This window comes from Chryseobacterium sp. LAM-KRS1 (assembly GCF_013184525.1).
GTDB lineage: Bacteria > Bacteroidota > Bacteroidia > Flavobacteriales > Weeksellaceae > Chryseobacterium > Chryseobacterium proteolyticum.
In genome coordinates this window covers 118,149-144,589 of the sequence record NZ_JAAOIZ010000005.1, presented here as the reverse complement: position 1 = coordinate 144,589, position 26,441 = coordinate 118,149, and the positions used below count along the sequence as shown (strand labels likewise).

Below are 26,441 nucleotides of genomic sequence, written 5' to 3'. Positions count from 1 at the left end.
GCATCGTTTTTTTAGTTATTTTTCGAGTACAAAAGTAGATCGGCAACATACAATTAGCGATAGCTATTCAATGGCTATAATTGGACAAATAATGGTTTTCTTTTCCGGAATTCAGATGCTGTATAACCGGTATTCTTTTTAAAAAAGCGCGAAAAATAAGTATAATCATCATATCCAAGGTCAAAAGCAATTTCCTTAATATCCATGTCAGTATAGTACAAAAGACGCTGAGACTCCAGGATAATTTCCTGCTGTATCCAATGACTGGCTGCAAAACCTGTGATTTCTTTTACCACCTCATTCAGATACAGAGGGGTGATATGAAGTTTCACTGCGTATTCCTTTACCTGTTTCAACTCCCTGTAATGCGATTGAATCATTTGTTTAAAAAGCAATACTGTCTTATATTTCTGTCCGCCAATGACTTTTTCAGAATACTTGTTTCTGACCAACGCTCTTACCATAAGACCTGCCAGGCTATCCGTAAATGAATTGATAAGATTATTCTGAAAAGAAACTTCATTATGAGCCAATACAGCATCAAAAACCGGAATAAAAGAAAACAGACTGTCATCCTTTTCAACTTCTGCAGCCTGGTTAGAATTGAGGTAAGTAGTGAAAATCTCAAGATAAGTTTTAGGAATCAGTGCTGTTTCCACAAATACCAACCAACCTTTAGAATGCTCATTTTTTATATACCGGTGAACCTGTCCTGGTGCAACATATAACACTGCAGCTCCATGAAGTTCAACCTTACGGAAATCCAGTTCTAATGAAGAATATCCTTCCTGCTGAATAACAAACATAAAATGTTCATCGCGGTGAGCTGCCTGTACAGATTCTTCAAGTTCACCCATAGGACAAATTTCTATACCGGTACTGTTGAGTTCGTTTGTATGGAGTAAAATGTTCGATTTTGCCATCACTGAAACATTGGGCTGTTAGAGCGTGTAAATGTAATCATATTGCCTGATATTTTAATGAAAGCAACACTTTCTTTCATATGATATATATGGTAATATGAGGCATTCGTTTTAAACCATTTATTTTACATTTCATCTTAAATTTTTCCTGCTTGACTCAAAAAACAGATGCGCATTTAGAAAATCAATATTTATATTTACAGAATTAATGGTTCCAAAACCTACTTGCTCTATGATGAGAAAAACCCAAATAAGGAAAAAAAAATTATTATCTGCCACTAAAAAACGCCTGGTCATATGGGCTGTGGCAATCATTTCATTTTATTTATTTTCTTATGGATCCTTTTGATCCGGTATGGGAAGACTATGTTAAAGATCCGTTGGATTTTCTGATCAGTGATTTTCTGTGGGTGCTTCTTTTTTCAGTTATTATTTCGGAGGTAAGCATATTGATCGACAGCCAGCTTAATAAGTTGCTTCCATGGAGTAACCGGGGAATAAAACGCTTATGCATACAAGGCATTCTGCAAATTGCCGTAAGCATTCTTTTTGTGGCCATTATCATTAATATTTTTTCCAATACTCCCGACATAGCCAAAATGGATTATCGTAAAGAAATGACCTTGTTGGGGCAATGGGTAGCTACCAATATCATTATTTCCCTGCTCATCAGTGCCGTAAATACAGGAGATTATTTACTGGAAAACTGGAAAAAATCTGCCATAGAAGTAACCCAGCACAAGCTAAGGGCTTCTAAACACAAACAGGCTGCAATGGCTGCAGAGCTACAGGCTCTGAAACTACAGATAGACCCTCATTTTATTTTTAATAACCTAAGCGTTTTATCGGAACTTATTCTGGAAAACCAGCAATTAGGTTATGAGTACGCTGAAAATTTCTCTAAAGTTTACCGCTATCTTGTTATTAATTCAAAAAAAGATGTGATCTCTTTAGACGAAGAATTGAAATTTTTAGACTCTTACATTTTCCTGATAAAAAAAAGAATCGGTGACGGAGTCAATTTCGAGATCTCTATTAATCCGGAATTAAGGAATATGATGATCCCTCCTTTAACTCTGCAGTTTTTGGTAGAAAATGCCATCAAACACAATCAAACACTCAGATCCAATCCTCTACAAATAAAAATTTATACATTAACCAGCAAAAATCTTGTTGTCTGCAACACTTTGATCCCTCTCATCAATAAAGCCGAATCTTCCAAAGTGGGTATTAAAAACATCATGAACCGGTTTGAATTGCTTGGAGATAAAAAGCCGTTGATCCTTCAAACAGAAAAAGATTTCCTTGCCAAAATACCATTATTATGAAGCTCAATAAGATCTTAATCGTAGAAGATGAAAAGCCTAATGCGGACCGCCTAAAAAGGTTATTGCTGAAATTGCGGCCCCACGCTGAAATTGTATCTGTTGAAGATTCCGTAGCATCAGCAGTACAATGGTTGGAAGAAAATCCGGCTCCTGATATCATTATGATGGATATCCAGCTGGCAGACGGCTTAAGTTTTGAAATTTTCAATCAGACAGAAATTAAATGTCCTGTGATCTTCACCACCGCTTATGATGAATATGCAGTAAAAGCATTTAAATACAACAGCATCGATTATCTTTTAAAACCTGTTGAGGAAGAGGAGCTTGAAACCGCATTAAAGAATTATGAAACCTTTATGGAAACCATTCCATATGTAGGAACTGCTATAGAGGGACTGCTGAACTACATCCAGCCCAAAGATTACAGGAAGCGTTTCCTTTTAGCCCACAGAGACGGTTATAAAACCCTGCTCTCGGAAGATATCCTGTATTTTTTTACCGAACTGGGCGTCAGCAGGGCTGTTGTAAAAAACGGAAACACAGAAATTGTTCCCCAGACCTTAGAGGAACTGGAAAAACAGCTGGATCCTAAACTGTTTTTCAGAGCCAACAGGCAGTTTATCATCAACATAGATTCCGTACAGCATATTTCCAATTACTTTAACGGAAAGCTAAAACTCGACCTGGTCAGGCATCCGGATATTGAAGTCATTGTAAGCAGGGAAAAAGCTTCGGCACTGAAGTCCTGGATGGATTATTAGATCACCTATATGATTTCTACGATAGTGGAAATCTTTTTTTTATCATACAATTTAAAATTCTTCATCCCAAACATTTGTTCGGGGTAATACTCTTTATCATTTCAGTAATAGGAAAAATCTCGTTTTATACCCTTTTCTTTTCATTTCAGCTATTAAACGCTTCATCCCCGAATAATTACGTTTCACTGAAATTCTCCCTATCAATGCCCTTTTTTTGCGATTATTTTGTAGTCAACAAATAGTAAATCGTATATTATGAATTGTAAAAAAGGTTATTTCGTACTGCTATTGACAGCAGCTGTTTTTCTCCAGTCCTGCAACTCCGGAAAAAGCCAGGAAACAGGTGAGCAAATGTCTGCACTTCCTACCGATTTTATACAGCTGAAATCAGGAAATGCTGATATTTCTTCCGGATATCCTGGAAGTATCGAAGGACAGGATAATGTGGATATCAAAGCCCAGGTCACAGGCTATCTGGAAACGGTATACGTAAAAGAAGGGCAATATGTACAAAAAGGGCAGACGCTTTTCAGGATCAATCCTTCAGTCTATAATGAACAGGTAAATAATAGTGATGCTGCATTAAAAATAGCATTGGCCAACCAGGCGAGTGCCAGACTTGAAGTAGAAAAACTAAAACCATTGGTGGAAGGAAATGTGGTTTCCGATATGCAGCTGAAAACAGCTCAGGCAAGCTATGCAGCAGCAACAGCTCAGGTCGCACAGGCTAAATCTGCATTAGGCTCTTCAAAGATCAATGCCGGATTTGCGTATATAAAAGCTCCTGTATCGGGATATATTGGCAGGATCGTCAACAGAACCGGAAATCTGATTACCCCTTCTGATGCCACTCCGCTTACCACACTTTCCGATATCCATACAGTGAATGTTTATTTTGCAATGAACGAAGCCGATTTCCTTCGCTATACCAAAGCCAGAATGGCCTCCGAAGATCAAACCGGAAACGTTGAACTGATCCTTCCGGATGGTTCTACCTATCCATATAAAGGAAAGCTGGAAAATGCCAGTGGAAATTTTGACCGGATGACAGGAAGTATGCAGCTGAAAGCAATATTTCAAAATCCTGATCAACTTCTTCGTGCAGGAGGTACAGCGCGGGTAAAGATTCATCAGTATGTGGATGATGTCATTAAATTACCTAAAACAGCTGTAAAGGATATTCAGGACAGATTTTTTGTTTACAGACTGAATGCTCAGAACAAAGTTGTTATGACTCCAATTGAAATCTCAGGAGGAACCATCTCTGATTATTTCGTTTCATCAGGAGTGCAGCCGGGAGATAAAATAGCCATCAACAGGATTGATGCCCTTAACGAAGGAGCATCAGTACTCCCTAAAATCATCCCTTCAAAATAGATTCTAAAAACACAATGTACTCATCCAAAGAAATTAAGACATGCTAAAAAAAATCATAGACCGACCGGTATTGGCCACTGTAATTTCCCTTATTATTGTCATATTGGGAATCATAGGCCTCAGCAAACTTGCGGTAACCCGGTTTCCGGATATTTCGCCGCCTACCATTATGGTTTCCGGATCTTATCCGGGAGGAAATAGTGAAACCGTTATCCGCTCCGTAGTAACGCCTTTAGAAGAGCAGATCAATGGAGTGGAAGACATGCAATATATTAAGTCGAATGCCAGTAATGACGGAACTTTTTCCATTTCAATTATATTCAAACAAGGAGTTAATCCCGATCAGGCTGCCGTAAATGTACAGAACAGAGTGCAGCAGGCAACCCCTATTTTACCTCAGGAAGTTGTGAGAATGGGATTAACCACCTCCAAGCAGCAAAACAGTATGATCATGCTGTTTAACATTTATACTGATGATAATAAAAAGTATGATGAAACCTTTTTACAGAATTATGCCAACATCAATCTTATTCCACAGGTAAAAAGGGTAAAAGGTGTAGGGCAGGCTCAGGTTTTCGGAGCTAAAGATTATTCAATGAGAATCTGGCTGAATCCGCAGAAAATGTCATCTTACGGACTGGAACCTGCTGATATTTCCAATGCTGTAGCTGATCACAGTCTGGAATCTGCTCCCGGTAAACTGGGTGAAGAATCCAATGCTTCCCTTGAATATGTTATCCGGTACAAAGGAAAGAAAAACAAACCTGAACAATTTGAAAACATCGTTGTTAAAAATGACGGAACCAAACTGATCCGCCTCAAAGACGTAGCAAGAGTAGAATTCGGATCAATTTCTTACAGCGGGGATAATCTTTCAAATGGTAAAAATGCAGTAACTGTTGCTATCATGCAGACTACGGGATCCAATGCCAACGAAATTGAAATTGGAATCAACAAATCCATTGAACAGCTCTCCAAATCTTTTCCTCCCGGAATTAAATACTCTAAAGTGATCAGTACCAAAGAAAGATTGGACGAAGCAACGGGACAGGTAAAATCTACGTTGATAGAAGCGTTTATTCTAGTGTTTATTGTTGTGTTTATTTTCTTACAGGACTTCAGGTCTACCATTATTCCTGCTATTGCGGTTCCCGTAGCGATTGTCGGAACCTTCTTTTTCCTTCTTGTACTAGGGTTCACGATTAATGTACTGACACTTTTTGCATTGGTTCTGGCCATCGGTATTGTCGTTGATGATGCAATCGTTGTCGTAGAAGCGGTACACAGTAATATGGAAGGAGCCAGCCTTACCGGTAAGGAAGCAACACACAAAGCCATGAATGAAATTACCGGAGCTGTTATTTCAATTACCCTGGTTATGTCTGCCGTATTTATTCCGATCGGATTCATGTCGGGTTCAGCAGGATTATTTTATAAACAGTTTGCCTATACGCTGGCTATTGCAATTATTATTTCGGCAGTGAATGCATTAACATTAACACCTGCATTATGTGCCGTTTTTCTTAAAAATAACCATTCCCATGAGGAAAATGGTAAGAAGAAAGGGTTTCGAAAAAGATTCGCTACCGCTTTCAATGCCAGCTTTAATAATTTAACGGGCAGATATGTAAAAGGCGTACGCTTTCTGATCAACAGAAAATGGATTGCCGGAGGTCTGATCATAGGGATTATCGGGGGAGCCGCATGGCTGATGACTTCTACGTCCAAAAGTTTTGTGCCTATGGAAGACGACGGACTGTTTATGTATACCTTAAGTATGCCGCCAGGGACAGGATTAACGAAAACAACAGAAGTATCTGATAAAATGAATGCCATGCTGAAAAAACTGGATGCTATTCAGGAAAATACATCTATCACAGGTTACAATTTATTGAGTAACAGCTCAGGGCCGGCCTATGCTATGGGATTTGTAAAATTGAAGCCTAAAAAAGAAAGAGGAGAAACCCAGGATATTGATGAAATCATGGCCATTGTTAACGAGAAGTTTTCAGGCATCAAAGAGGGAAGTGTCATGACATTCAGAATGCCTCCGGTGGAAGGATATGGTATGACCAACGATGCAGAAATTGTACTTCAGGACCGCATGGGACGTGACCCACAGATTTTAAAGGCTAAAGCTGATGAGCTGATCGGACAGCTGATGCAAAATCCCAACGTAGCTTTTGCCTACACCATGTTCCGGGCAGATTATCCGCAAATGGAGCTGGAAGTGGATGAAGACAAAGCCAAACAGCTGGGCGTAAGCATTTCCAATCTTTTAGGAAGTATACAGACTTATTTTTCAGGAGACCAGTCTCAAAACTTTTCAAGATTCGGGAAATTCTACCGGGTAAATATTAAAGCGGATGGAGTTTTCAGAATGGATGCGGAAGCCTTTAATGATATCTTCGTGAAAAACAACAAAGGTGAAATGGTTCCGGCTAACACCTTGATCACTTTAAAGAAAGTATATGGTCCTGAATCTGTTGGACGATATAACCTTTACAATTCGTTGAACATCAACGTGACCCCAAAACCGGGAGTAAGTAACGGGGCATTAATGACATCCCTGGAAAAAACACTGGATAAACTTCCATCTGATTATAGTTACGAATGGACCGGATTGAGCTTAGAGGAAAAGTCATCAGGAAATCAGACTATTGCAATCTTCGGTCTCTGTCTATTGTTTGTTTATCTCCTCCTTGCTGCCCAATACGAAAGTTATATACTTCCATTAGCTGTAATGCTTTCCATTCCTACAGGAATTGTTGGAGCGTTCCTTGGAATAAAAGCAATAGGATTCGACAACAATATTTATGTACAGGTTGGCTTGATCATGCTGATAGGACTTTTAGCCAAAAATGCCATTCTGATCGTTGAATTCGCTGTCCAGCGGAGAAAATCAGGAATGTCTCTTCTCGAGTCGGCTCTTGAAGGGGCGAAGTCCAGATTACGTCCTATTATTATGACTTCACTGGCATTTATTGTGGGAATGATTCCTTTGATGTTATCCTCCGGAGGAATGGCTTCAGGAAATAAATCCATCAGCGTGAGTGCGGCAATGGGAATGCTGAGCGGGGTTGTTCTGGGAGTATTTGTGATTCCAGTATTATATATGTTCTTTCAATATATCGATGAAAAGATTTCGGCAAAGAATCCTAATGTTTCTAATGTTTCATCACTAAATCAATAAAAATGAACACATTTCATATAAAAAATTTCCTTTTATCGGGATTGGCAGCAATACTCCTGTTGTCCTGCGCCGTAGGAAAAGAATATAAGAGACCGGACCTTAATGTCCCTCAAACATATAAAGAGTCCACAAAAGTAACCGGAGATACGGTTATACTTCCCTGGAAAACATTTTTTAAGGATCCTCAGCTGATTAACCTTATCGATAAGGCTCTCCTGAAGAATAATGAGATCCATACCGCGCTTAAAAATATGGAGCAGCTTGATCTCGCCTACAAGCAGGCCAAAAACAACCTTATGCCAACTGTAGACTTCAGTGCAGGGGCCAACAGGGCATGGGCTTCAAAAAACAGTCTGAATGGTTCCCTTAATGAACAGTTTACCGGAACCAAGTATATTGATGATTTCAGCGCAACGCTAAGGTTGTCGTGGGAAGTGGATATATGGGGAAAGACCAAAATGCAGAAAGAATCCGCTGCAGCTGATTATTTTGCTCAAAAAGAAAATATGAATGCTCTTAAAACACGCATCATCGTACAGGTAGCTCAGGCCTACTACAATCTGATCAGCCTTGATGAACAGCTGAAAATAGCAGAAAAAAATATTGAGCTAAGTGATAATACCCTAAAAATAATGAAGCTGCAATATACGGCAGGACAGATCAATTCATTGGCAATTCAGCAATCTGAAGCCCAAAAGAAAACAGCTGAACTTCTGATCCCTTTGGCCAGGCAGAATATTTCAATACAGGAAAATGCTTTAAGTATTTTGTGTGGCGAATATCCTGGAAAAATCGACAGGGGAAACTCCATGAAAAATATGATCCCCGAAAATACATTGTCAGAAGGAGTTCCTGCCCAGCTTTTAAGCAGACGTCCAGACCTGAAAGCAGCAGAGCTGGCTGTTATCAGCCTGAATGCTAAAACAGGTCTTTCCAAGGCCGCCATGTATCCGAGCATAAGCCTTACTCCACAAATTGGGATCAACTCGAATAAGTTTAATACATGGTTTGATCTCCCGGGATCCATCACCAAGACCCTGGCTGCTAACTTAGCAATGCCTTTGTTACAGAAAAGGCAGCTGAAAACGGCATATGAAACAGCTGTTATTGAACAGGAAAAAGCGGTGATAGCATTCCGGCAATCCATGATGACAGCAGTAAGTGAGGTTTCCGATGCAATGGCCAAATCTAAAGGAACATCAGAAAGGCTCACATTACTGGAACAGAGAACTGCTATTCTGGACAAAGGAATCAATGATGCGCTTAAATTATATAAAAGTGGTATGGCAACTTATCTGGAGGTAATCACTGCACAGAATAACAAGCTCCAGAATGATCTTGAGTATGTAAACATTACCCTGGAAAAGCTAAATGCAGAAGTAGACCTTTACCGGTCTTTAGGAGGAGGGGTTAATTGATACTCAAAATACGATTACTTTTGTGAAACTGCCTTGTAAAATGAGGCAGTTTTTATTTTTTCAATTGATACCTTTTACAAAAGCTTCAAGCAAAATAGTCTACCGGTCAGAATCAATCATCTTTATATACTCATCAATAGTTCCTAAATTCATGGATTTTCTCCTTGCGTTTACGTGGCTTGAATCTGCAATATCTTTAAAAAAAACCTTGCCCTTGTCATCTATAGAATATTGGGTTCCATATATCTGTTTTCTGTTATTTAAAATCTCAACCCTGTCGATAAGGTAAGCCAGCTGAGACCTTTCAGCATTTCCTCTTTTAACGGCTTCCTTCATTATGGGAAGATATTTTTCCATTACAGATAATTTCCCTGCGTGTTGTATCGTAACGAACAAAGCAAGATTAGCATCATTTCCAATCTTATCCTTTCCCAACCAACCCAGACTATCAATAATTTTTGTAACGATCATCAAATTATTTCGATCTATCGGATTTTGCTTTTGTGGATTGTATACGGGCGCCCTGTACTTTTGATCATCAACCAATACTTTTTCCAGCTGATATTTTATAATACGGTATTCATCATCCTTCTTTTTACAGGAAGAAATAAGCAATACATTTAATAACAGGATAAAACAACTATGTCTCATGGTATTGATGACAAATTCATGAACTAAAAGTCAGATTACTTTTTCTCATTAAACATTTTTTCCAGAATCTGATAACGATAATTAAAAATATGTTCAATTTTCTTTTTCACAAAAAGCCCATGGGCTACTTCTCCTAAAACACCCATTGGCAGCTCATAATTAATCGTGTCCCTCATTAAAACACCTTTTTCGTTGGGAATGAATTCGTGAAAGTGATTCCAAAGTTTATAAGGTCCTTTTTTCTGAAAATCAGTAAAACTTTTTTGAAAAGAAACCTGAATGATCTCAGTTTGCCAGCTCATCTTAATCCCCAGCAATGGAGAAACATAATAATCAATTATCATCCCTTCATAAATTTCATCATTCTCCAGCTTGGTCAGGACAATAAAGTTCATATCTTTTGGAGTAATTTTTGAAAGATTATTGGCTGAAGAAAAAAATCTCCATGCTGTTTCCAGATCACAATAAAGCTGCTGTTCACGTTGAAGTTGATGTACCATTTTGTATCGTCAATTTTAAAAGTTTGAGTCCTTAGGGAAAAGTTAAGTCATTAGTTTTAAAAAACAAGTGTTCTTTTTATTTTTTTTCATAAATAAAAGGTCGACATGAATAAATTCTCTGTTTACCCTTTTAATAAAGGAAAATGTAATATACCATATCCGTATACTTTAGTAGAAAAGGGTATAAAATAACCCACTATTTCAGGCTATCTTTCCGTCCTATTTTTATCAAAACAAAATGACAAATAAACCCTTACACAGTTTCCATATTCCGGTGATGGGACTAGCCTATACTATTGACAGTCCGATACGGGTTGCACAATATGGAATTTCCTCCGTTATTTCGATCATAGATGACGAGATTATAGAAAAAATGAAGAATTTTTACGCTGGAAAATTCAATCTCAATTATCCATTCATCTCTACAAAAACTGAAGATTACAGAGCTAGAAGAATAACGGACTACCTTAATATGGTAGATGACATCGTTAATAAAAAGTTCGAATCCTTTAAGCAGGAGATTATCAAGAATGCAGAAACACTCAGAGAATTTATAGGCATGCTACCGAACACTTCTTCTATTAAAAGCAGATTGCAGGATTTTGCAGATCAAAAAGACTATGTAGGTTCCGGTATCAGAAAATTTATTGACGCTCATCTCAGTCCCGGGAATATAGATGTGAATATTATGACAAAAGTAGATAAGGATAATTTCGCGAAAAATGAACAGCTTCCTGTAATGCATAATGACGCCCACGCATCGTTACGGGGCTTTGCTCATAGCAGACTCTCTTCATCTGTGGTACTTTCTGCAGGAATGAATCCACGTTTATACAGCTACCTCGAAGAATTTGATGATTTTTTTCCGGACAAAAATGGAAATCTGAAAAAAAAGATCATCCTCAAGGTAAGTGATTTCCGTTCCGCCATGATCCAGGGAAATTTTTTAGCAAAAAAGGGATTATGGGTCTCAGAATACAGAGTTGAATCCGGGCTCAACTGTGGTGGTCACGCTTTTGCAACGGAGGGCTTATTATTAGGTCCCATTTTGGAAGAATTCAAACAGAAAAAGAATGAACTCATAAATTCTGCTTATGTTCTTATGATTGCAGCTTTAGAACAAAAAGACAGATATACGGCTACTCAACCGCCGGAAGTAAAAATTACCGTTCAGGGAGGAGTAGGAACTTCCGAAGAACATGGTTTTTTACTTGAATATTATCATGCAGACAGTGTAGGATGGGGTTCTCCATTTTTACTGGTTCCTGAAGCGACATCTGTAGATAAAGTAACCCGCGATCTCCTGGCCCGATCTAAAGAAAATGATTTTTATCTCAGTACGATTTCACCTTTAGGAGTTCCTTTTAATACTGTCCGGGGAACCTCCAATGAACTTCTTAAACATCAAAAAGAGGCTCACGGAAAGTATGGTAGTTCCTGTCCCAAAAAACTGCTTGCACTAAACAAAGAATATTCCTCCAAAGGAAACTGCACGGCATCACGGAAATACCAAGCTATCAAATTAAAAGAGCTTGAGAAAGAAAAAGAAATCCTCAGTGAAGAAGAGTTTAACAACAGGAAAGAAGAGATAACTAATAAAGCCTGCTTATGTGTGGGGCTTGTGAATGCAGCCTATATGGAACAGGAGATTCAAATAAAAGGAGAGGATCAAGGTGTAGTTATTTGTCCGGGACCTAATCTGGCTTATTTTGATAAAGAGGTTTCTCTCACTGAAATGGTTCAGCACATCTATGGCAACGGAAATATCCTTCCGGACCATAAACGCCCGAATATGTTCATTAATGAGCTGAAAATGTATGTGGAACACCTGAAAAAGGAAATCAAAGCGGTAACTGACACGGTTACTCTTTCCCAAACAAAGAAATGGAATATCTTCAGAAAAAATCTACTGGAAGGCATTGCTTACTACGAAAATCTGTTCTGTACCACCGCATTTTTTAATAAAGAAAAAGAAAATATGAAACATCAACTTGAAGAGTGTAAAGTAATGATCTCACAAATTATAATTCCACAGATAGAAAAATAAAAATCATTTTTTATTAAATACAAAGACGCTATTTTGCATATTTCATTTTGTTAAAGCGCAGGGGCTTTATCTCTAATAAATATAATATTGAAAGAATTCAAAATTACATCATACCTTCCAAAAATCTTTGCCCCTTAAAAAGTATCATCATTAAATTCCTTTGTGTCTTTGTATTTAAAATCATAATCTTAATTGACAGAATAAACTCTTATGATCAACCGTATTGTATTAATATTATCTTAAATAATCTTCTGTCCGCTATTCTTAAGAAAATTTTTCTTTAAATTTATAGTACTGAAGATGATTCTCCGTCTTCAAACAAATTCAAAAAACAAGGAGATAAACTATCTTAACAGTTTTCAATTGTGGGTTCATAGAGCACCACATCAATGATTATGACTAAAAAATTAATTTTTAATGTATGAAAAAGAGAATGATAAAAAATACGGATTTATCGGTCGCACCTATTAATTTCGGAGGAAACGTTTTCGGATGGACATTGGATGAGCAACAATCTTTTGACATCCTGGATCAGTTTACAGAAGCCGGATTCAATTTTATAGATACTGCTGATACCTATTCTTGGTGGGTAAATGGAAGAGGGGGACAGTCTGAAGAAATTATCGGAAAATGGTTGAAGAGCCGGGGCAACAGAAATGATCTTGTCATTGCGACTAAAGTAGGATCAGAAACCAAAGAACATGGTTTTGATATCAGTAAAAAACATATCCTGAAATCTGTTGACGAATCTTTGAAAAGATTACAGATCGATCATATAGATCTTTATTATACCCACTTTGATGATCATAAAACCCCTGTTGAGGAAACTCTTGAGGCGTATGACGAAATTATAAAAGCCGGAAAGGTGCGTTATATTGCAGCTTCCAACCTTACTCCGGAAAGGCTTACCGCTTCTTTTGAAGCCTCAGAAAAGAATAATTTACCCCGGTATGTCGCTTTACAACCTCATTATAATTTATTAGAGCGTGGAAACTTTGAAAAAAATTACGCTCCTTTGGTGGAAAAATATGATTTGAGCGTATTCCCATACTGGTCTTTAGCGGCAGGTTTTCTAACCGGAAAATACCGCAGTGAAGCAGATCTTTCTAAAAGTGCCAGGGGAGAAGGTGCCCGAAAATATCTTAATGAAAAAGGAGAGAGGGTATTAAAAGCTTTGGATCAGGTAAGTGAAAAACATCAGGCCAACCAGGCTTCTGTTGCCTTAGCATGGCTATTAGCCAACCCACTTATTACCGCACCTATCGTAAGCGCAACCAGCCAGTCTCAATTACAAACCTTGTTTAAAGCGACTGAACTTCATCTGAGTAATGAAGATGTACAGCTTCTGAATGAAGCAAGCAAATAAAAACAAAGCCTCATACGAGGCTTTTGTTTTTATGATCTATATACCCTTGATTTACATACGTTGTTCAGTGTTTTGCATACATGCTGTTTTTTATTTCTTACGAATTTTGAATCATTAAATAAACAGTATGAAAATGAATACAATACAATTAGGAAATCAGGGATTGAAAGTTCCTGTTATAGGTTTAGGATGTATGGGTATGACAGGTTTTGAAGACGGAAATATGTATGGTGAAGCAGATGAGAAGGAAGCTATTGCGACCATTCACAGATCATTAGAGCTAGGAGGTAATTTTCTTGATACAGCAGATCTTTACGGTCCGTTTAAAAATGAGCAGCTTATTGCCAAAGCTACGGAAAACAATCGGGACCAATATATTATTGCTACCAAATTTGGTTGGGAAATCAATGACCAGGATAAGGTTACCTGGGCCATCAACGGAAAGAAGGATTATGTAAAGAAATCAGTAGAACGTTCATTAAAAAACTTAAAGACTGATTATATTGATCTTTATTATATGCATCGGCTGGATAAAAACACGCCTATAGAGGAAACTGTAGGAGCAATGAGCGAACTGGTAAAAGAAGGAAAAGTGAAATACATCGGCTTATCGGAAGTATCTTCAGAAACCATCAAAAGAGCCCATATTGTTCATCCCATTACAGCTGTACAAAGTGAATATTCATTGTTTGAGCGTACAGTAGAAGAAAGAGGAGTGATTACAACATTACAAGAACTGAAAATAGGGTTTGTGCCTTATTCTCCGCTGGGACGCGGTTTTTTATCCGGACAAATCCGTTCCATTGATGACTTGCCTGAAAATGACTTCCGACGCGCAATCCCTCGTTTTCAGGAACAACATTTTTATAAAAATATTAAACTGGTAGAAGCCATCGAGTCTATGGCAAAAGAGAAGAACATTACGTCTTCCCAACTGGCATTAGCATGGATTATCAGTAAAGGCTTTGTCCCGATTCCAGGAACAAAACGCAGAAAATATCTGGAACAGAATATTGATGCTGTTCATATTCAGCTTACAGAAGAGGAAATTTTAAAACTGGAAAGCATTATTCCTTTAGGCACTGATACGGGAGCTCAATATGATGAATTCAGTATGGGACTGTTAGATTAATTATTACATTTGTTTTATGAATGCTATTCAGTCGGTTTCAGCTTTTCATCGCCTATTATCCTTACCGGAACCTAAACATCCGCTGGTAAGTGTTATTAATCTGTCCCATTCTATATTTCTGGAAGATGAAATATGGAAAGGTTTTGTGAACAGATTCTACTGTGTTGCATTGAAAAGAGAAGCAAAAGGCAAGATCAAATATGGTCAGCAGCATTATGACTATGATAAAGGAGTATTAAGCTTTACTGCACCTAACCAGGTACAGTATTTAGACTTGCAAAATATGGAATGCGGATCAGGTTACTTATTGATCTTTCATCCTGATTTTTTATTGAAACATCCTCTGGCATCTTCGATTACGGGTTATGGTTTTTTCTCCTATGCGGTAAATGAAGCTTTACATTTATCGGAAGATGAGGAAGATGATCTGATTGCAATACTCAAAAAAATAGATAAAGAATGTCAGCATATCGATCGTCATACCCAGGAGATTATTTTATCTCAGATTGATCTTTTGCTTAATTATTCCAATCGTTTTTATGAACGGCAGTTCATTACCCGCAAAAACAGCAATCATCAGCTCCTAACAAAATTCGAGCTTTTTCTGAATGATTATTTTGATCATGAACAATCTGCAGATAAGGGTTTGTTAACCGTTCAGCTTATTGCTGAAGCAATGAACCTATCTCCTAATTATCTCAGTGATCTGTTAAGAATTCATACAGGGCAGAATACCCAACAACATATTCATGAAAAATTAATAGCAAAGGCCAAAGAAAAACTGTCGACCACTAATTTATCTGTGAGTGAAATCGCCTATGCGTTAGGCTTTGAACATCCTCAGTCTTTCAGCACTCTATTTAAAAAGAAAACAAAAATGGCTCCGATGGAGTTCAGAACTTCTTTCGGCATAGAATAATACTTAAATTTTTATAAAAAAAATCCTCAATTAAAATTGAGGATTCTTTGTTGTAATATTCATATTATTTCATTGCTTTCTTATTCAGAGCAGTGTCTGCGATACTGGTAAGGAGTTCATCGCATTTTTTCTCTTCTTCCAATGTTTTCAATAAAATTTTCAGACATTTGGTTTGCTTCAGAACCTTAGCATAAGCTGCTAACGTACCATAGGTTGCAATTTCATAATGTTCTACTTTCTGTGATGCTGCAATAATTCCGGCATCCCGTACAGAGCCTGGTTGTGTTTCTTCCATAATACTTTTCCCTTCATCCAGCAATCCCTGCATGGCATCACATTTTTTTGCCTGAGCTTTCTTGCCCAAAGCAGCAAAACATTCTTCCAATCTTTTTACATGGTTTTCGGTTTCAGCCAGGTGACTTGATATCGCTTTCTTCAGGCCTTTATCATCAGCATTTTTTTCCATTTTCGGAAGAGCTTTCGTTAATGCTTTTTCAGCCCAGTAAATATCCTTAAGCCCATCTTCAAACAGATCCTTGAGTTCCTTTGCCGCATCCTTTTTAGCGGGAACCTTTCTTGCCGGAGTTTTTACCGCGGTTGTTTTTTTAGCCGGGGTTGATGCCGATCTGGCTCTTGAAGACGTTGCCGTTTTTTTTCCTGGTGTTTTTGTACTCGTTGCCATATTAATATTTTTTGTGGTTTATGCATTAACTGGTTACAATAATAAAGCCAAACGCAACAACGAAACCTCAAATTATTTAAATACTTAACATTACTTTAACTTAAAAATGAAATATTGAATAAAAATAAATAGAATTAAATACGCAATTACTAATTCTAATTATGACTATGATCATAAAAATAACAGTTGCTGAATCTTTATATTCGAAATAAATGAAAAGACATTAAGCATCACTAAAATGTATGTCTTCCAATCCACTATTATTATGAAAAAGAATCTTTTTGACAAATTCGCAGATAAAGCTGTTTATTTTACTGGTAGTGCCGCTGCATTTATCACAGCAACAATCCTCGTTATTGCCTGGGCTTCCGTAGGACCTATATTTAATTTTTCGGAAGTCTGGCAGATGGTTATCAATACCGGAACCACAATAATTACTTTTCTCATGGTTTTCCTTATCCAAAAAGCACAAAATAAGGACTCAAAAGCCATACAGATTAAACTTAACGAGCTAATTGCTGCTCATGAACACGCCAGTAACCGGATCGTAGATATTGAAGATCTTACAGAAGATGAACTGGACCAGCTTCATAAATTCTATGAAAAACTGGGAAAACTACCTAAAAAAGAAGCTTCTTCCACCCGTTCAATATCAATAGATGAGCAATCAAAATCTGCCTGTAATCAGCGGTATAAATAAAACTGTTATTTATCTGTATTCCTCTTTGGATAGAGTATTAAACGGATAGAAGGGTTATTGGTAATAAACAACCGAAGCCAATCAAAAGCAAGACGGACCTTACTTCCAAATCCTACCAAAGGAATGATATGAATAAATAACCACGTAAGCCATGCTATAAAACCTTTAAAAGAAAATTTTGGGAGGTCTACTACCGCATTGTATTTAGAAATAATTGCCATGCTTCCTTTGTCATTGTACTCGAAAGGTTTCAAAGGTTTACCTTGTGCAATATACTTAAAGTTATCAGCTAAGTTATGCGCTTGCTGTATGGCTACCTGTGCCAGTTGAGGATGCCCGTTTGGATATTTTTTTTCCGTGAGCTGAAGACAAATGTCACCTACAGCGTAAATATTTCTCATTCCTTCCACTTCATTATATCCGTCTACCAGTATTCTTCTTCCACGACCGATAGCTTCTTTGGGAATACCGGGAACTTCCCGGCCTATGACACCGGATGTCCAGATCAGGGTCTCGGTTTCAATGGATCTTCCATCAGAAAGGATTACTTTATTGTCAATATAATCTTTCACAGAGACGTTCAGAATAATTTTTACCCCTAATTTTTTCAGTGTCTCATAAGAAGTTTTCTGGGCCATTTCGCTCATCGGTGAAAGAAGGGTAGGAAGGGCATCAATAAGATACAGGTTGGAAAGACCCAGTTTAATTTCAGGATATTCTTTTTCAGCAATATATTTTCCCATTTCTGCCAGCATCCCAGCAAGTTCCACTCCTGTGGGTCCACCTCCTGCAATAACAATATTCTGAAGACGACCTGCTGCTTTCATATCCTTATTTCTTGCCGCTTCTTCCAGAGTCAGAAGCATATGATTTCGAAGATAAAGAGCTTCAGTAATACTTTTCATAGGAAGTGCACACCTCTGAACATTTTCCATTCCGAAAAAATTAGATTCGGTTCCTAAAGCAAGAACGAGATAATCATAGCTTAAATTTCCGGTATCAGTTTCTACGGTTTTGGTTTCTGAAACCACTTTAATTAGATTTCCCATGTGAAACCGTACATTTCGGAACTTTGAAATCATTCTCCTGAAAGGATAACTGATATTTGAAGCCTGAATAAAAGAAGTGGCTACCTGGTAGATGAGAGGAGGAAAGAAATGGTAATTATTTTTATCAATCAATGTGATCTCAAACCGTTCGTCATTTTTAAGTGATTTGATGAGATTAATCCCAGCAAATCCTCCGCCTACAATGATGATGTGCTTTTTCATACTTACTATTTTGAGTGGTTACAGTAAGAGTCCAATAATAAGACCAAAAAAAATTAAAGTTCATAAATGCACAATGTTTGCTTGCTTTACTATAACCCAACATAAAAAGTACAATATGAAAACAGACATTCTAACAGAAAAGCACAAATTAGGATTAGGAGGAGTAGCTATAGGAACTGCTTTTGCTGACATTACGGATGAAGAAGCGCACGAAGTCCTGCAAAAGGCCTGGGACCTGGGCATACGGTATTATGATACCTCACCCTGGTACGGATTGACAAAAAGCGAAAGAAGATTTGGACAGTTTTTACAGGGTAAGGATAGAGATGACTTTGTTTTCTCTACAAAAGTAGGCAGATTATTTAAGGAAGTCCCTAAATCTGAGGTCCCACCCACCATGTGGAAAAATCCATTAAATTATGACTTCCGGCATGATTATACAGCAGATGCTATAAAAAGGTCAATCGATGAAAGCCTTGAAAGATCAGGGCTCGACCGTATTGATATTGTATACATCCATGACCTTTCTGAAGATCAGGTCGGTGACCGGTATCCTTACTTTCTGAAACAGGCAAAGGAAGGAGCTTTTAAAGTACTTTCAGAGTTAAGGGAACAAGGGATTATAAAAGCCTGGGGAATGGGTGTTAATAAAATAGAGCCTATTTTGGACTGCATTGAAGCTGCTGACCCAGACATCTGCCTTTCTGCTACCCAATATTCTATTTTAGAACATGAAGATGCCGTAGACAGATTACTTCCGGCCGTAAAAAAAGCTGGGGTAAAACTGGTTTCCGGAGCCGGTTATAATTCAGGATTTATTGCGGGGAGAAACCGCTATAATTATAAAGACGTCATTCCCAAAGGGATGACAGAAAAAAGAGACCGGATTGCAGAAATAGCAAAAAAATACAACACAGACATTGTACATGCAGCCCTGCAATTTGTTTTGGCGGCTGATGAATTTGCGGCCATTATTCCCGGGGCCAGTCAGCCGGATCAGGTGCATGACAATGTAGAAGGACTAAATGCCGTAATTCCTCCTGATTTCTGGAATGAGATAAAATCTGAGGGATTGATCTATGAGAAAGCACAGATCCCTGATTACAGATAGAATTTTAATATTATTAACATAAGCCTCTCATTGTGAGAGGCTTATGTTTTAATAGTTTATCATTTGTCTTGGATCAAATATAAGTAGACTAAAGAAAAAAAAGGTTCTTTAATGTTAATATATCCTAATGTTCTTTTCATATTTCTTTTTTTGAGGTAACTTAGTATATATAATAAAAAACACCTGAAATGAACACCCCAAACGCAAAATCTGTACAACAAATTACTATTGATGGAAAATCTTATACTTATAGCTCTTTAAGAAACCTGCCGGGAGGTGTGGATCATCTTCCGTTCAGTATCCGTATTCTTCTAGAAAATGTTTTAAGGAATTATGACGGTTTTGGTATTACAGACGAACATATCAATACCTTACTGCAATGGACACCTGCTCCTAATGATAAGGATATCCCTTTTAAACCCGCCAGGATCCTGATGCAGGATTTCACGGGAGTACCGGCAGTAGTAGATATGGCTTCTTTAAGGGCAGAATTTGTGAGGCAGGGAAAAAACGGACAAAAGATCAATCCAGCTATTCCGGTAGATCTGGTTATCGACCATTCCGTTCAGGTAGACTATTTCGGAACCGATTATTCTTATGACCGGAATGTAGAACTGGAGTTTGAAAGGAATAAGGAACGGTATGAAGTTCTGAAATGGGCACAACATGGGTTGAATAATTTTACCGTAGTTCCTCCCGGAATGGGAATATGCCATCAGGTTAACCTGGAATATTTAGCAAAAGGAGTGATCAGCAGAGACGGATGGCTCTTTCCTGATACATTGGTAGGGACAGACTCACATACGCCAATGGTAAACGGAATCGGGGTTATCGCCTGGGGTGTTGGTGGGATAGAAGCGGAAGCAGCTATGCTGGGACAGCCTATTTTCTTTACCTGTCCTGAGGTAGTAGGTTTAAAACTGACAGGAAAAATTCCTGATCATTGTACTGCTACCGATATGGTTCTTTCAATCACAAAGATCCTCAGAAACCAGGGAGTGGTTGGGAAATTTGTGGAAGTCTTTGGTGAAGGGCTTGATCATTTAACGGTTACCGACCGTGCCACTATTTCCAATATGTCTCCGGAATTCGGATGTACGGTTACTTATTTCCCTATCGACTCACGTACTTTGGAATACATGCATGCTACCAACCGTTCTCCGGAACAGATCAAAATTGTTGAGGAATACTGCAAAGAAAATCTTTTATGGAGAACCGGAACGGAAGAAATTAAATATTCATCCGTCGCAGAACTTGATCTGTCGACCCTTGAACCAACGGTATCCGGGCCTAAACGTCCTCAGGATAAAATTTTAGTTAAAGATCTTAGCCAGAGATTTTCTGAAGTTTTAAAAGACGAGCATCATCGTAATTACGAACCTATTTCCAAAAGAACAGAGTATGCCTGGTTAGCGGACGGAGGTTCGGGAACGGAATTTACGTTTGGAAAAGTTCCTATTGAAGGAGAACTTCATTCGGAAGTTATTCAGGACTCTTTACGAACTGTAAGGATCAAACAAAATAATTCTGAATTTGTCTTAAGTGACGGAAGCATTGTAATTGCAGCGATTACCAGTTGCACCAACACATCAAACCCTGCTGTTATGGTAGGAGCAGGACTTTTAGCCCGAAATGCCATAGAAAAAGGACTTCGAACAAAATCATGGGTTAAGACATCTCTGGCACCAGGTTCCAAAGTCGTTACAAAATACCTTGAAAGATCCGGACTTAATACAGATCTGGAGGCACTTCGCTTTCATACAGTCGGCTATGGCTGTACCTCATGTATCGGAAATTCAGGACCACTTCCACCTGCTATTGCAACAGCAGTTGATAATGGCGAGCTGGTAGTAGCTTCGGTACTTTCCGGAAACAGGAATTTTGAGGCAAGAGTGCATCCGCAGGTTAAGATGAATTTCCTCATGTCACCAATGTTGGTTGTTGCCTATGCTTTGGTTGGACATGTTGATATCAATTTAATTACAGACCCTCTGGACTATGATCCGAATGGACAGCCCGTCTATTTAAAAGATATCTGGCCTTCACGCGAAGAGATCCAAAGAACGATCAATGAGTGCATGAAACAGGAAGATTTTGAAGACGTTTATAATGTAATCTTTGATGGTTCAGAAGACTGGCAGGATCTTGAAGTTAACCTGGATCAGAATTTCGAGTGGAACAAAAGCTCAACCTATATCAAAGAAGCTCCTTTTTTTGAAAATATCAAGGCTCAGCCGGATCCTGTAACCGATATAAAAAATGCAAAAGTGCTGCTGTATCTCGGAGATTCTGTAACCACCGATCACATTTCACCGGCCGGATCTTTTAAAGAAGACTCTGCGGCAGGAAGTTATCTGAAAGCCAATAATGTAAACAAAGAACATTTTAATTCTTATGGTTCCAGAAGAGGAAATCATGAAGTGATGATGCGCGGAACTTTTGCCAACGTAAGGATAAAAAATAAAATAGCTGACAGAGAGGGTGGATACAGTCGTTATTTACCTACAGGAGAAGTTAAAACGGTTTTTGATACGGCGATGCAATACCAAAAAGACCATACACCGCTGATTATTTTAGCGGGTAAAGAATATGGATCAGGATCCTCCCGTGACTGGGCTGCAAAAGGAACTTTCCTGTTAGGTGTAAAAGCAGTGATCGCTGAAAGCTTTGAACGTATCCATAGAAGCAATCTGGTTGGAATGGGTGTGGCACCATTGGTTTTCAATGATGGAGAAAATGCAGCCTCTTTAGGATTGGACGGAACGGAAACGTATACCATCACCGGTTTAGAGGAAAATCTGGTTCCGCATAAAATGCTTAATGTAAAAGCTGTACACCCTTCAGGAAAAGAAACAGTATTCACCGTTAAGGCAAGATTAGATTCGGCAATAGAAATTGAATATTATAAAAACCAGGGAATATTACAGTACGTTTTGCGGGATTATTTAAAGAATAATTAATCTCCGGAATCCGGACTATACGATGGAATGAAAACAAGTGCAGGCATCTTATTATTTAAAAAAGAAAATAACCATCTGTTTTATTTTCTGGTTCATCCGGGAGGCCCCTTCTGGAAGAATAAAGATAAAGGTGCCTGGTCCATTCCCAAAGGAGAAATAGAACAGGGGGAAGATCCCCTGGAACGGGCCCGCATAGAATTTAAAGAGGAAACCGGACAATCTATAGAAGGAGAATTCATAGGACTGACTCCCATCCGGCAGAAAGGAGGTAAAACAGTGCATGCCTGGGCAATAGAAACAGATATTGAAACGACACAGCTTTTCAGCAATTCTTTACAAATAGAATGGCCGCCAAGATCAGGAAAACGTATGGAAATACCGGAGGTAGACCAATGGGAATGGTTCGATTCAGAAGAAGCAAAAATACGTATTAATCCAGCGCAGGTGTTGTTCCTTTCAGAACTGGAGGAACTGTTGCAAAAGTAAGATTACAATTCTTTAATCAATCGAAAAGTAAGGTTGATCCGGGGTTGCATAGGCTTGGCTGATTTCGCAATTCTATGTTCCCAGTTAACCTGCAAATTACCTTTCATGATCAACAGCGATCCATGCGAAAGAGGGAGGCTGTATTTTAAATGATGATCATCCACTTTACGGAAATCAAAATTTCTGACCTGTCCAAGACTCAGAGAAGCGATTACAGGCCGGTTTCCCAACTCACTGTCTCTGTCCCTGTGCCACGCAACGGAATCATTGCCATTTCTGTACAGGTTCAGTAATACCGAATTGAATGTATATCCGGTTGTCTGTTCCAAACGCTGTTTCAATGCCAGTAATTCAGGGGACCATGGATTAACCACAACACGGGTACCACTTAACTGATAAGATTTGCCTTTGTCTCCATACCAAGCGGTCAGGCGTGGCGTCAAAACTTCTTTGTCATACATTTTCTGAGTCGTCTGGATCCATGGGGCAGTTTCCATTAAAAACTCCTGAAGCTCTTTTGCTTCCTGTTGTGATAGAAAATGATCCGTATATTCCAATAACTCTTTAGGAAACTGGTAATATTCTTCTGCATCAAATAAGCTAAGCTGGTCCATTGTAAGAAATTAAAAAAATATCCTTCACCGGTAAATAATCCGGTAAAGGATATTTTAATATTTTAAATTTTAATCAAGAGGCTTTCTGCCTGAAATAATATTATAAAGAACGACAATAATGGCAATAACCAATAAAACATGAACTAAATATCCGGTACTTATTCCGGGTATAACGTTTAGCATTCCTAAAAGCCAAACAACAATACAAATAACTGCGACTAACCATAATAAACTTCTCATAACTGTATATTTTAAGTGATTTATTTTATTAAAGCATACCTTATGCCTTTTGTTATTCAATTCTTATCCTGAATTCAGAACCTCAATACGTTTCTTTCGTTGGTTACTCCTCTTTTCTAAAACTTACAACCTGATATTCACCATCCGAACAAAACTTTTTACAACTTTCATCATCAAATTTATCAGGAGCTTTCAGAAAAGCCTCAATGTGTTTTTGACTCTCTTCCGTATTAGCTGGGGTAATAATGATATGATAATCCTTCAATACCGTTTCATCAGCTTTTTTTAAAGATTCTTTTTTATGCTGAACTGCTTCGTTGTACTCCATATTGCTTTTTTATTACTTTTCAAAGATAAGTCTGCCCTCAAACGGCTCACTCCAACTGATAAAAATACGGTCGTTCAGTCTTCTTATCATAGCCTGTATAACCTCGAAACTTCCATCTTCATTTCTTTTCTCTACAGTAAGATTCGAGCCTTCCCCAATTTCTGTTTTTTTGTATTCAACCTGATATCGTCCGTCATCAGTTGGTACAAAATCTTCTTTATGTAAATTTCGATGTGCCATGATATAAAGTATAAGAATTCGGTTTATATAAAGAATAAATTATGCCATTTTTTACAAATATGTTATTTTTTTCACTTTTAACATACAACACAGCGATCAATCCCATTATCAATAGTATATATGCAGGATTTCATATATTTTGATAATCAATCATTTATAAGGTAATTCAACTTAAAACGGATTTCTTTTTATCATCACTACAATCCTGATACCTTTTGATTAAGATTTTTGATATCTCTCCGCAATTCCAGAAACATGTCTTTTACACTTTGGGTTCTGTCTTCATTTTCAAATTCCCGGATCGAAATTCCACAGGCATATTCCCAAACCTCCAGTAAATCACTCAAAATAATATCATAAGGCTCATAAAATGGATTGTCAGCCGCTATATGAAGCGCATTTTCTTTTCTGGATTTAAATCTTTTATAAGTAATTCCATCATTTAACGTTACGAAAATGTATGTTTTATCAGGCTTCAGGTCTTCTGTTTTTTCAATGTATTTTCCGACAATATAAGAACCATCTTTAAAAGGCGGCATCGAATCTCCTTCTACAGGAAAAGCCCTGTATTTTCCATTTGTAAGAAAGGGCAGGGAGATATTCTGGAGGTTTTCAATGTACCCTGGATCGGTATATCCGGACAGGTATCCCATCGATGCTTTCTGAGGAATAATTTCAATGCTGTTATTTCCCGATTGATCAACTACGACAGGAAGCACAATTCTGTTATCGGGAAGATTAATAATATCATTTAATGGGTATTTCTTAAGATCTATCGTTACCATCAGATCGATACTTACCCTGTAATACCTGGACATCTTAATCAATAGCTCTATCGGAGGTTGCGAAGCGCCATCTTCATATTTTGCATACCGTCCGCGCGTGATTGATAAGTTATCTGCTACGGATTGTTGAGATAACTTCAATTGATCTCTCAAATACCTTATGTTTTCTGCTAAAATTGACATTGCTATAAATTATATCAACAAATATAATAATTTTGATACAAATTGTAACTAATTTTGTTTCGTGGAACGATCGATTGTACATATGGACCTGGATACATTTTTTGTATCCTGTGAGCGTCTTAATAACTCAGAACTTAACGGAATCCCTCTGATCATAGGAGGTGGGGACCGTGGAGTAGTAGCATCATGTTCCTATGAAGCAAGAAAGTTTGGAGTACGCTCTGCCATGCCGATAAGAATGGCACTTAAGCTCTGCCCTGATGCTAAAGTGATCCGTGGAGATCATGAAATGTATTCCAACTTATCCCATCTGGTAACAGAGGTCATTCAAAGTAAGGTTCCGGTAATGGAGAAAGCCAGTATTGATGAATTTTATCTCGACCTGTCCGGAATGGATCAGTTTTTCGGATGCTATCAGTGGACTACAGAAATTGCTGCTGCCGTCACAAAAGAAACGGGGCTTCCCATCAGCTTTGCATTATCCAACAACAAAACCGTCTCAAAAATCGGAAGTGGGGAATCTAAACCCGATGGAAAGCTCGAAATAAAGCCGCAGAATATGCAGGGATTTCTTAACCCTTTATCAATAAGGAAGATTCCGATGGTAGGAAATGCTACTTTTCAGCTCCTTTCAAGAATAGGAATTCGAACCATTCATACATTATCTGAAATGCCTGTTCTGGTATTACAACAGATGATCGGAAAAAACGGGATTGAACTCTGGAAAAAAGCCAATGGAATTGATGAGAATCCGGTCATTCCTTATTCGGAAAGGAAATCAATCTCAACGGAAAGAACTTTTTCGAATGATACCATGGATATGGTTTCTTTAAAAGGGCTGATATCGGGAATGGCTGAGCAGCTGGCTTATCAGCTCCGGAAAGAAAGATGGCTGACTTCAACGGTAACGATTAAGATCCGGTATTCCAATTTTGATACGGAGACCAAACAATGTAAAGTATCTTATACTTCTGCAGATCATACCCTTTCACGGGTTGCCCTGGAATTATTCCAAAAAGCTTACACCAGAAGAATGCGCCTTCGTTTGGTAGGGTTACGCTTCACAGGACTGGTTCATGGAAACCATCAGATGGATCTTTTCGAAGATACCGAAGAGCTGATGAATCTTTATCAGTCGATGGATTACATCAAAAATCGTTTTGGAGCCCAGGCTGTCGGCAGAGCTTCCGGCTTTGATTTAGAAAATAAAAACAGATTATTCTAAC

The 26,441-nt window shown here is 38.1% G+C and carries 24 protein-coding genes; 14 read left to right on the top strand and 10 right to left on the bottom strand.

Annotation, left to right across the window (positions count from 1 at the left end):
• Positions 1-74 precede the first annotated feature (74 nt).
• Positions 75-923, bottom strand: a complete 849-nt coding sequence (locus G9C87_RS15260; RefSeq protein WP_172282695.1) for a helix-turn-helix domain-containing protein — start codon at positions 921-923, stop codon at positions 75-77.
• 335 nt (positions 924-1,258) lie between these two features.
• On the opposite strand from G9C87_RS15260, the gene G9C87_RS15255 reads away from it, so the two are divergent.
• The 5 genes from G9C87_RS15255 to G9C87_RS15235 all read left to right on the top strand — a co-directional run bounded on the left by G9C87_RS15255 (position 1,259) and on the right by G9C87_RS15235 (position 9,000).
• Entirely contained in the window at positions 1,259-2,251 is a 993-nt protein-coding gene (locus tag G9C87_RS15255) for a sensor histidine kinase (protein WP_228457023.1), read from the top strand.
• A complete protein-coding gene (locus G9C87_RS15250; protein ID WP_172282693.1) occupies positions 2,248-3,012 on the top strand; it encodes a LytR/AlgR family response regulator transcription factor in 765 nt (254 codons plus the stop codon). Before G9C87_RS15255 ends, G9C87_RS15250 begins: the two co-directional genes overlap by 4 nt.
• A 255-nt stretch (positions 3,013-3,267) precedes the next feature.
• The gene (locus G9C87_RS15245) at positions 3,268-4,389 is read left to right on the top strand and encodes an efflux RND transporter periplasmic adaptor subunit (RefSeq protein WP_172282691.1); all 1,122 of its coding nucleotides are present in this window, start codon (positions 3,268-3,270) and stop codon (positions 4,387-4,389) included.
• Between the two features lie 40 nt (positions 4,390-4,429).
• Complete coding sequence (locus G9C87_RS15240; RefSeq protein ID WP_172282689.1) at positions 4,430-7,582, top strand: efflux RND transporter permease subunit; 3,153 nt, start codon at positions 4,430-4,432, stop codon at positions 7,580-7,582.
• A gap of 2 nt (positions 7,583-7,584) precedes the next feature.
• Positions 7,585-9,000 (top strand): efflux transporter outer membrane subunit, encoded by a 1,416-nt coding sequence (locus tag G9C87_RS15235; protein WP_172282687.1) that lies wholly within the window; start codon positions 7,585-7,587, stop codon positions 8,998-9,000.
• Positions 9,001-9,099: 99 nt separating this feature from the next.
• On the opposite strand, the gene G9C87_RS15230 is transcribed toward G9C87_RS15235, so the two are convergent.
• Positions 9,100-9,651 carry a DUF6624 domain-containing protein gene (locus G9C87_RS15230; RefSeq protein WP_172282685.1) on the bottom strand — a complete coding sequence of 184 codons (552 nt, stop codon included), beginning with the start codon at positions 9,649-9,651 and terminating at the stop codon, positions 9,100-9,102.
• Positions 9,652-9,686: 35 nt separating this feature from the next.
• Positions 9,687-10,151, bottom strand: a complete 465-nt coding sequence (locus G9C87_RS15225) for an SRPBCC family protein (RefSeq protein WP_172282683.1) — start codon at positions 10,149-10,151, stop codon at positions 9,687-9,689.
• Between the two features lie 238 nt (positions 10,152-10,389).
• On the opposite strand from G9C87_RS15225, the gene G9C87_RS15220 reads away from it, so the two are divergent.
• The 4 genes from G9C87_RS15220 to G9C87_RS15205 all read left to right on the top strand — a co-directional run bounded on the left by G9C87_RS15220 (position 10,390) and on the right by G9C87_RS15205 (position 15,615).
• Positions 10,390-12,198, top strand: a complete 1,809-nt coding sequence (locus G9C87_RS15220; protein ID WP_172282681.1) for a hypothetical protein — start codon at positions 10,390-10,392, stop codon at positions 12,196-12,198.
• Positions 12,199-12,619: 421 nt separating this feature from the next.
• Complete coding sequence (locus G9C87_RS15215) at positions 12,620-13,564, top strand: aldo/keto reductase (protein WP_172282679.1); 945 nt, start codon at positions 12,620-12,622, stop codon at positions 13,562-13,564.
• Between the two features lie 133 nt (positions 13,565-13,697).
• A complete protein-coding gene (locus G9C87_RS15210; RefSeq protein WP_317168565.1) occupies positions 13,698-14,696 on the top strand; it encodes an aldo/keto reductase in 999 nt (332 codons plus the stop codon).
• Between the two features lie 16 nt (positions 14,697-14,712).
• Positions 14,713-15,615, top strand: a complete 903-nt coding sequence (locus G9C87_RS15205; protein WP_172282675.1) for a helix-turn-helix domain-containing protein — start codon at positions 14,713-14,715, stop codon at positions 15,613-15,615.
• 64 nt (positions 15,616-15,679) lie between these two features.
• On the opposite strand, the gene G9C87_RS15200 is transcribed toward G9C87_RS15205, so the two are convergent.
• Positions 15,680-16,297, bottom strand: a complete 618-nt coding sequence (locus tag G9C87_RS15200) for a ferritin-like domain-containing protein (protein WP_172282673.1) — start codon at positions 16,295-16,297, stop codon at positions 15,680-15,682.
• A gap of 265 nt (positions 16,298-16,562) precedes the next feature.
• Between G9C87_RS15200 and G9C87_RS15195 the strand changes: the two genes are divergently transcribed.
• Positions 16,563-16,997, top strand: coding sequence for a low affinity iron permease family protein (locus tag G9C87_RS15195; protein ID WP_172282671.1), 435 nt, complete (start codon positions 16,563-16,565; stop codon positions 16,995-16,997).
• Positions 16,998-17,002: 5 nt separating this feature from the next.
• Here G9C87_RS15195 and G9C87_RS15190 read toward each other — a convergent pair whose 3' ends face one another.
• The gene (locus G9C87_RS15190; RefSeq protein ID WP_172282669.1) at positions 17,003-18,268 is read right to left on the bottom strand and encodes an NAD(P)/FAD-dependent oxidoreductase; all 1,266 of its coding nucleotides are present in this window, start codon (positions 18,266-18,268) and stop codon (positions 17,003-17,005) included.
• Positions 18,269-18,383: 115 nt separating this feature from the next.
• On the opposite strand from G9C87_RS15190, the gene G9C87_RS15185 reads away from it, so the two are divergent.
• The 3 genes from G9C87_RS15185 (at position 18,384) to G9C87_RS15175 (ending at position 22,825) form a co-directional block, all read left to right on the top strand.
• Entirely contained in the window at positions 18,384-19,379 is a 996-nt protein-coding gene (locus G9C87_RS15185; RefSeq protein WP_172282667.1) for an aldo/keto reductase, read from the top strand.
• Positions 19,380-19,567: 188 nt separating this feature from the next.
• A complete protein-coding gene (acnA, locus tag G9C87_RS15180; protein WP_172282665.1) occupies positions 19,568-22,339 on the top strand; it encodes an aconitate hydratase AcnA in 2,772 nt (923 codons plus the stop codon).
• A 27-nt stretch (positions 22,340-22,366) separates the two neighbouring features.
• The gene (locus G9C87_RS15175) at positions 22,367-22,825 is read left to right on the top strand and encodes an NUDIX hydrolase (protein WP_172282663.1); all 459 of its coding nucleotides are present in this window, start codon (positions 22,367-22,369) and stop codon (positions 22,823-22,825) included.
• 2 nt (positions 22,826-22,827) lie between these two features.
• Here the strand turns inward: G9C87_RS15175 and G9C87_RS15170 are convergent, their stop codons facing one another.
• The 5 genes from G9C87_RS15170 to G9C87_RS15150 all read right to left on the bottom strand — a co-directional run bounded on the left by G9C87_RS15170 (position 22,828) and on the right by G9C87_RS15150 (position 25,215).
• Entirely contained in the window at positions 22,828-23,439 is a 612-nt protein-coding gene (locus tag G9C87_RS15170) for an alpha-ketoglutarate-dependent dioxygenase AlkB family protein (protein WP_172282661.1), read from the bottom strand.
• A 69-nt stretch (positions 23,440-23,508) separates the two neighbouring features.
• A complete protein-coding gene (locus G9C87_RS15165) occupies positions 23,509-23,679 on the bottom strand; it encodes a lmo0937 family membrane protein (RefSeq protein ID WP_172282659.1) in 171 nt (56 codons plus the stop codon).
• A 103-nt stretch (positions 23,680-23,782) separates the two neighbouring features.
• The gene (locus tag G9C87_RS15160) at positions 23,783-24,007 is read right to left on the bottom strand and encodes a hypothetical protein (RefSeq protein ID WP_172282657.1); all 225 of its coding nucleotides are present in this window, start codon (positions 24,005-24,007) and stop codon (positions 23,783-23,785) included.
• A 12-nt stretch (positions 24,008-24,019) separates the two neighbouring features.
• Positions 24,020-24,247: a glutathione synthase gene (locus tag G9C87_RS15155; RefSeq protein ID WP_172282655.1), complete on the bottom strand. Its 228-nt coding sequence runs from the start codon at positions 24,245-24,247 to the stop codon at positions 24,020-24,022.
• 197 nt (positions 24,248-24,444) lie between these two features.
• Entirely contained in the window at positions 24,445-25,215 is a 771-nt protein-coding gene (locus G9C87_RS15150) for an XRE family transcriptional regulator (RefSeq protein WP_172282653.1), read from the bottom strand.
• A gap of 61 nt (positions 25,216-25,276) precedes the next feature.
• On the opposite strand from G9C87_RS15150, the gene dinB reads away from it, so the two are divergent.
• Positions 25,277-26,440 (top strand): DNA polymerase IV, encoded by a 1,164-nt coding sequence (dinB, locus tag G9C87_RS15145; RefSeq protein ID WP_172282651.1) that lies wholly within the window; start codon positions 25,277-25,279, stop codon positions 26,438-26,440.
• Position 26,441: the final 1 nt, after the last annotated feature.

Bases quoted from the DNA above. Each gene is read 5' to 3' on its own strand.
- G9C87_RS15260 (WP_172282695.1), bottom strand. From the start codon at position 923: ATGGCAAAATCGAACATTTTACTCCATACAAACGAACTCAACAGTACC.
- G9C87_RS15255 (WP_228457023.1), top strand. From the start codon at position 1,259: ATGGATCCTTTTGATCCGGTATGGGAAGACTATGTTAAAGATCCGTTG.
- G9C87_RS15250 (WP_172282693.1), top strand. From the start codon at position 2,248: ATGAAGCTCAATAAGATCTTAATCGTAGAAGATGAAAAGCCTAATGCG.
- G9C87_RS15245 (WP_172282691.1), top strand. From the start codon at position 3,268: ATGAATTGTAAAAAAGGTTATTTCGTACTGCTATTGACAGCAGCTGTT.
- G9C87_RS15240 (WP_172282689.1), top strand. From the start codon at position 4,430: ATGCTAAAAAAAATCATAGACCGACCGGTATTGGCCACTGTAATTTCC.
- G9C87_RS15235 (WP_172282687.1), top strand. From the start codon at position 7,585: ATGAACACATTTCATATAAAAAATTTCCTTTTATCGGGATTGGCAGCA.
- G9C87_RS15230 (WP_172282685.1), bottom strand. From the start codon at position 9,651: ATGAGACATAGTTGTTTTATCCTGTTATTAAATGTATTGCTTATTTCT.
- G9C87_RS15225 (WP_172282683.1), bottom strand. From the start codon at position 10,151: ATGGTACATCAACTTCAACGTGAACAGCAGCTTTATTGTGATCTGGAA.
- G9C87_RS15220 (WP_172282681.1), top strand. From the start codon at position 10,390: ATGACAAATAAACCCTTACACAGTTTCCATATTCCGGTGATGGGACTA.
- G9C87_RS15215 (WP_172282679.1), top strand. From the start codon at position 12,620: ATGAAAAAGAGAATGATAAAAAATACGGATTTATCGGTCGCACCTATT.
- G9C87_RS15210 (WP_317168565.1), top strand. From the start codon at position 13,698: ATGAATACAATACAATTAGGAAATCAGGGATTGAAAGTTCCTGTTATA.
- G9C87_RS15205 (WP_172282675.1), top strand. From the start codon at position 14,713: ATGAATGCTATTCAGTCGGTTTCAGCTTTTCATCGCCTATTATCCTTA.
- G9C87_RS15200 (WP_172282673.1), bottom strand. From the start codon at position 16,297: ATGGCAACGAGTACAAAAACACCAGGAAAAAAAACGGCAACGTCTTCA.
- G9C87_RS15195 (WP_172282671.1), top strand. From the start codon at position 16,563: ATGAAAAAGAATCTTTTTGACAAATTCGCAGATAAAGCTGTTTATTTT.
- G9C87_RS15190 (WP_172282669.1), bottom strand. From the start codon at position 18,268: ATGAAAAAGCACATCATCATTGTAGGCGGAGGATTTGCTGGGATTAAT.
- G9C87_RS15185 (WP_172282667.1), top strand. From the start codon at position 18,384: ATGAAAACAGACATTCTAACAGAAAAGCACAAATTAGGATTAGGAGGA.
- acnA (WP_172282665.1), top strand. From the start codon at position 19,568: ATGAACACCCCAAACGCAAAATCTGTACAACAAATTACTATTGATGGA.
- G9C87_RS15175 (WP_172282663.1), top strand. From the start codon at position 22,367: ATGAAAACAAGTGCAGGCATCTTATTATTTAAAAAAGAAAATAACCAT.
- G9C87_RS15170 (WP_172282661.1), bottom strand. From the start codon at position 23,439: ATGGACCAGCTTAGCTTATTTGATGCAGAAGAATATTACCAGTTTCCT.
- G9C87_RS15165 (WP_172282659.1), bottom strand. From the start codon at position 23,679: ATGAGAAGTTTATTATGGTTAGTCGCAGTTATTTGTATTGTTGTTTGG.
- G9C87_RS15160 (WP_172282657.1), bottom strand. From the start codon at position 24,007: ATGGAGTACAACGAAGCAGTTCAGCATAAAAAAGAATCTTTAAAAAAA.
- G9C87_RS15155 (WP_172282655.1), bottom strand. From the start codon at position 24,247: ATGGCACATCGAAATTTACATAAAGAAGATTTTGTACCAACTGATGAC.
- G9C87_RS15150 (WP_172282653.1), bottom strand. From the start codon at position 25,215: ATGTCAATTTTAGCAGAAAACATAAGGTATTTGAGAGATCAATTGAAG.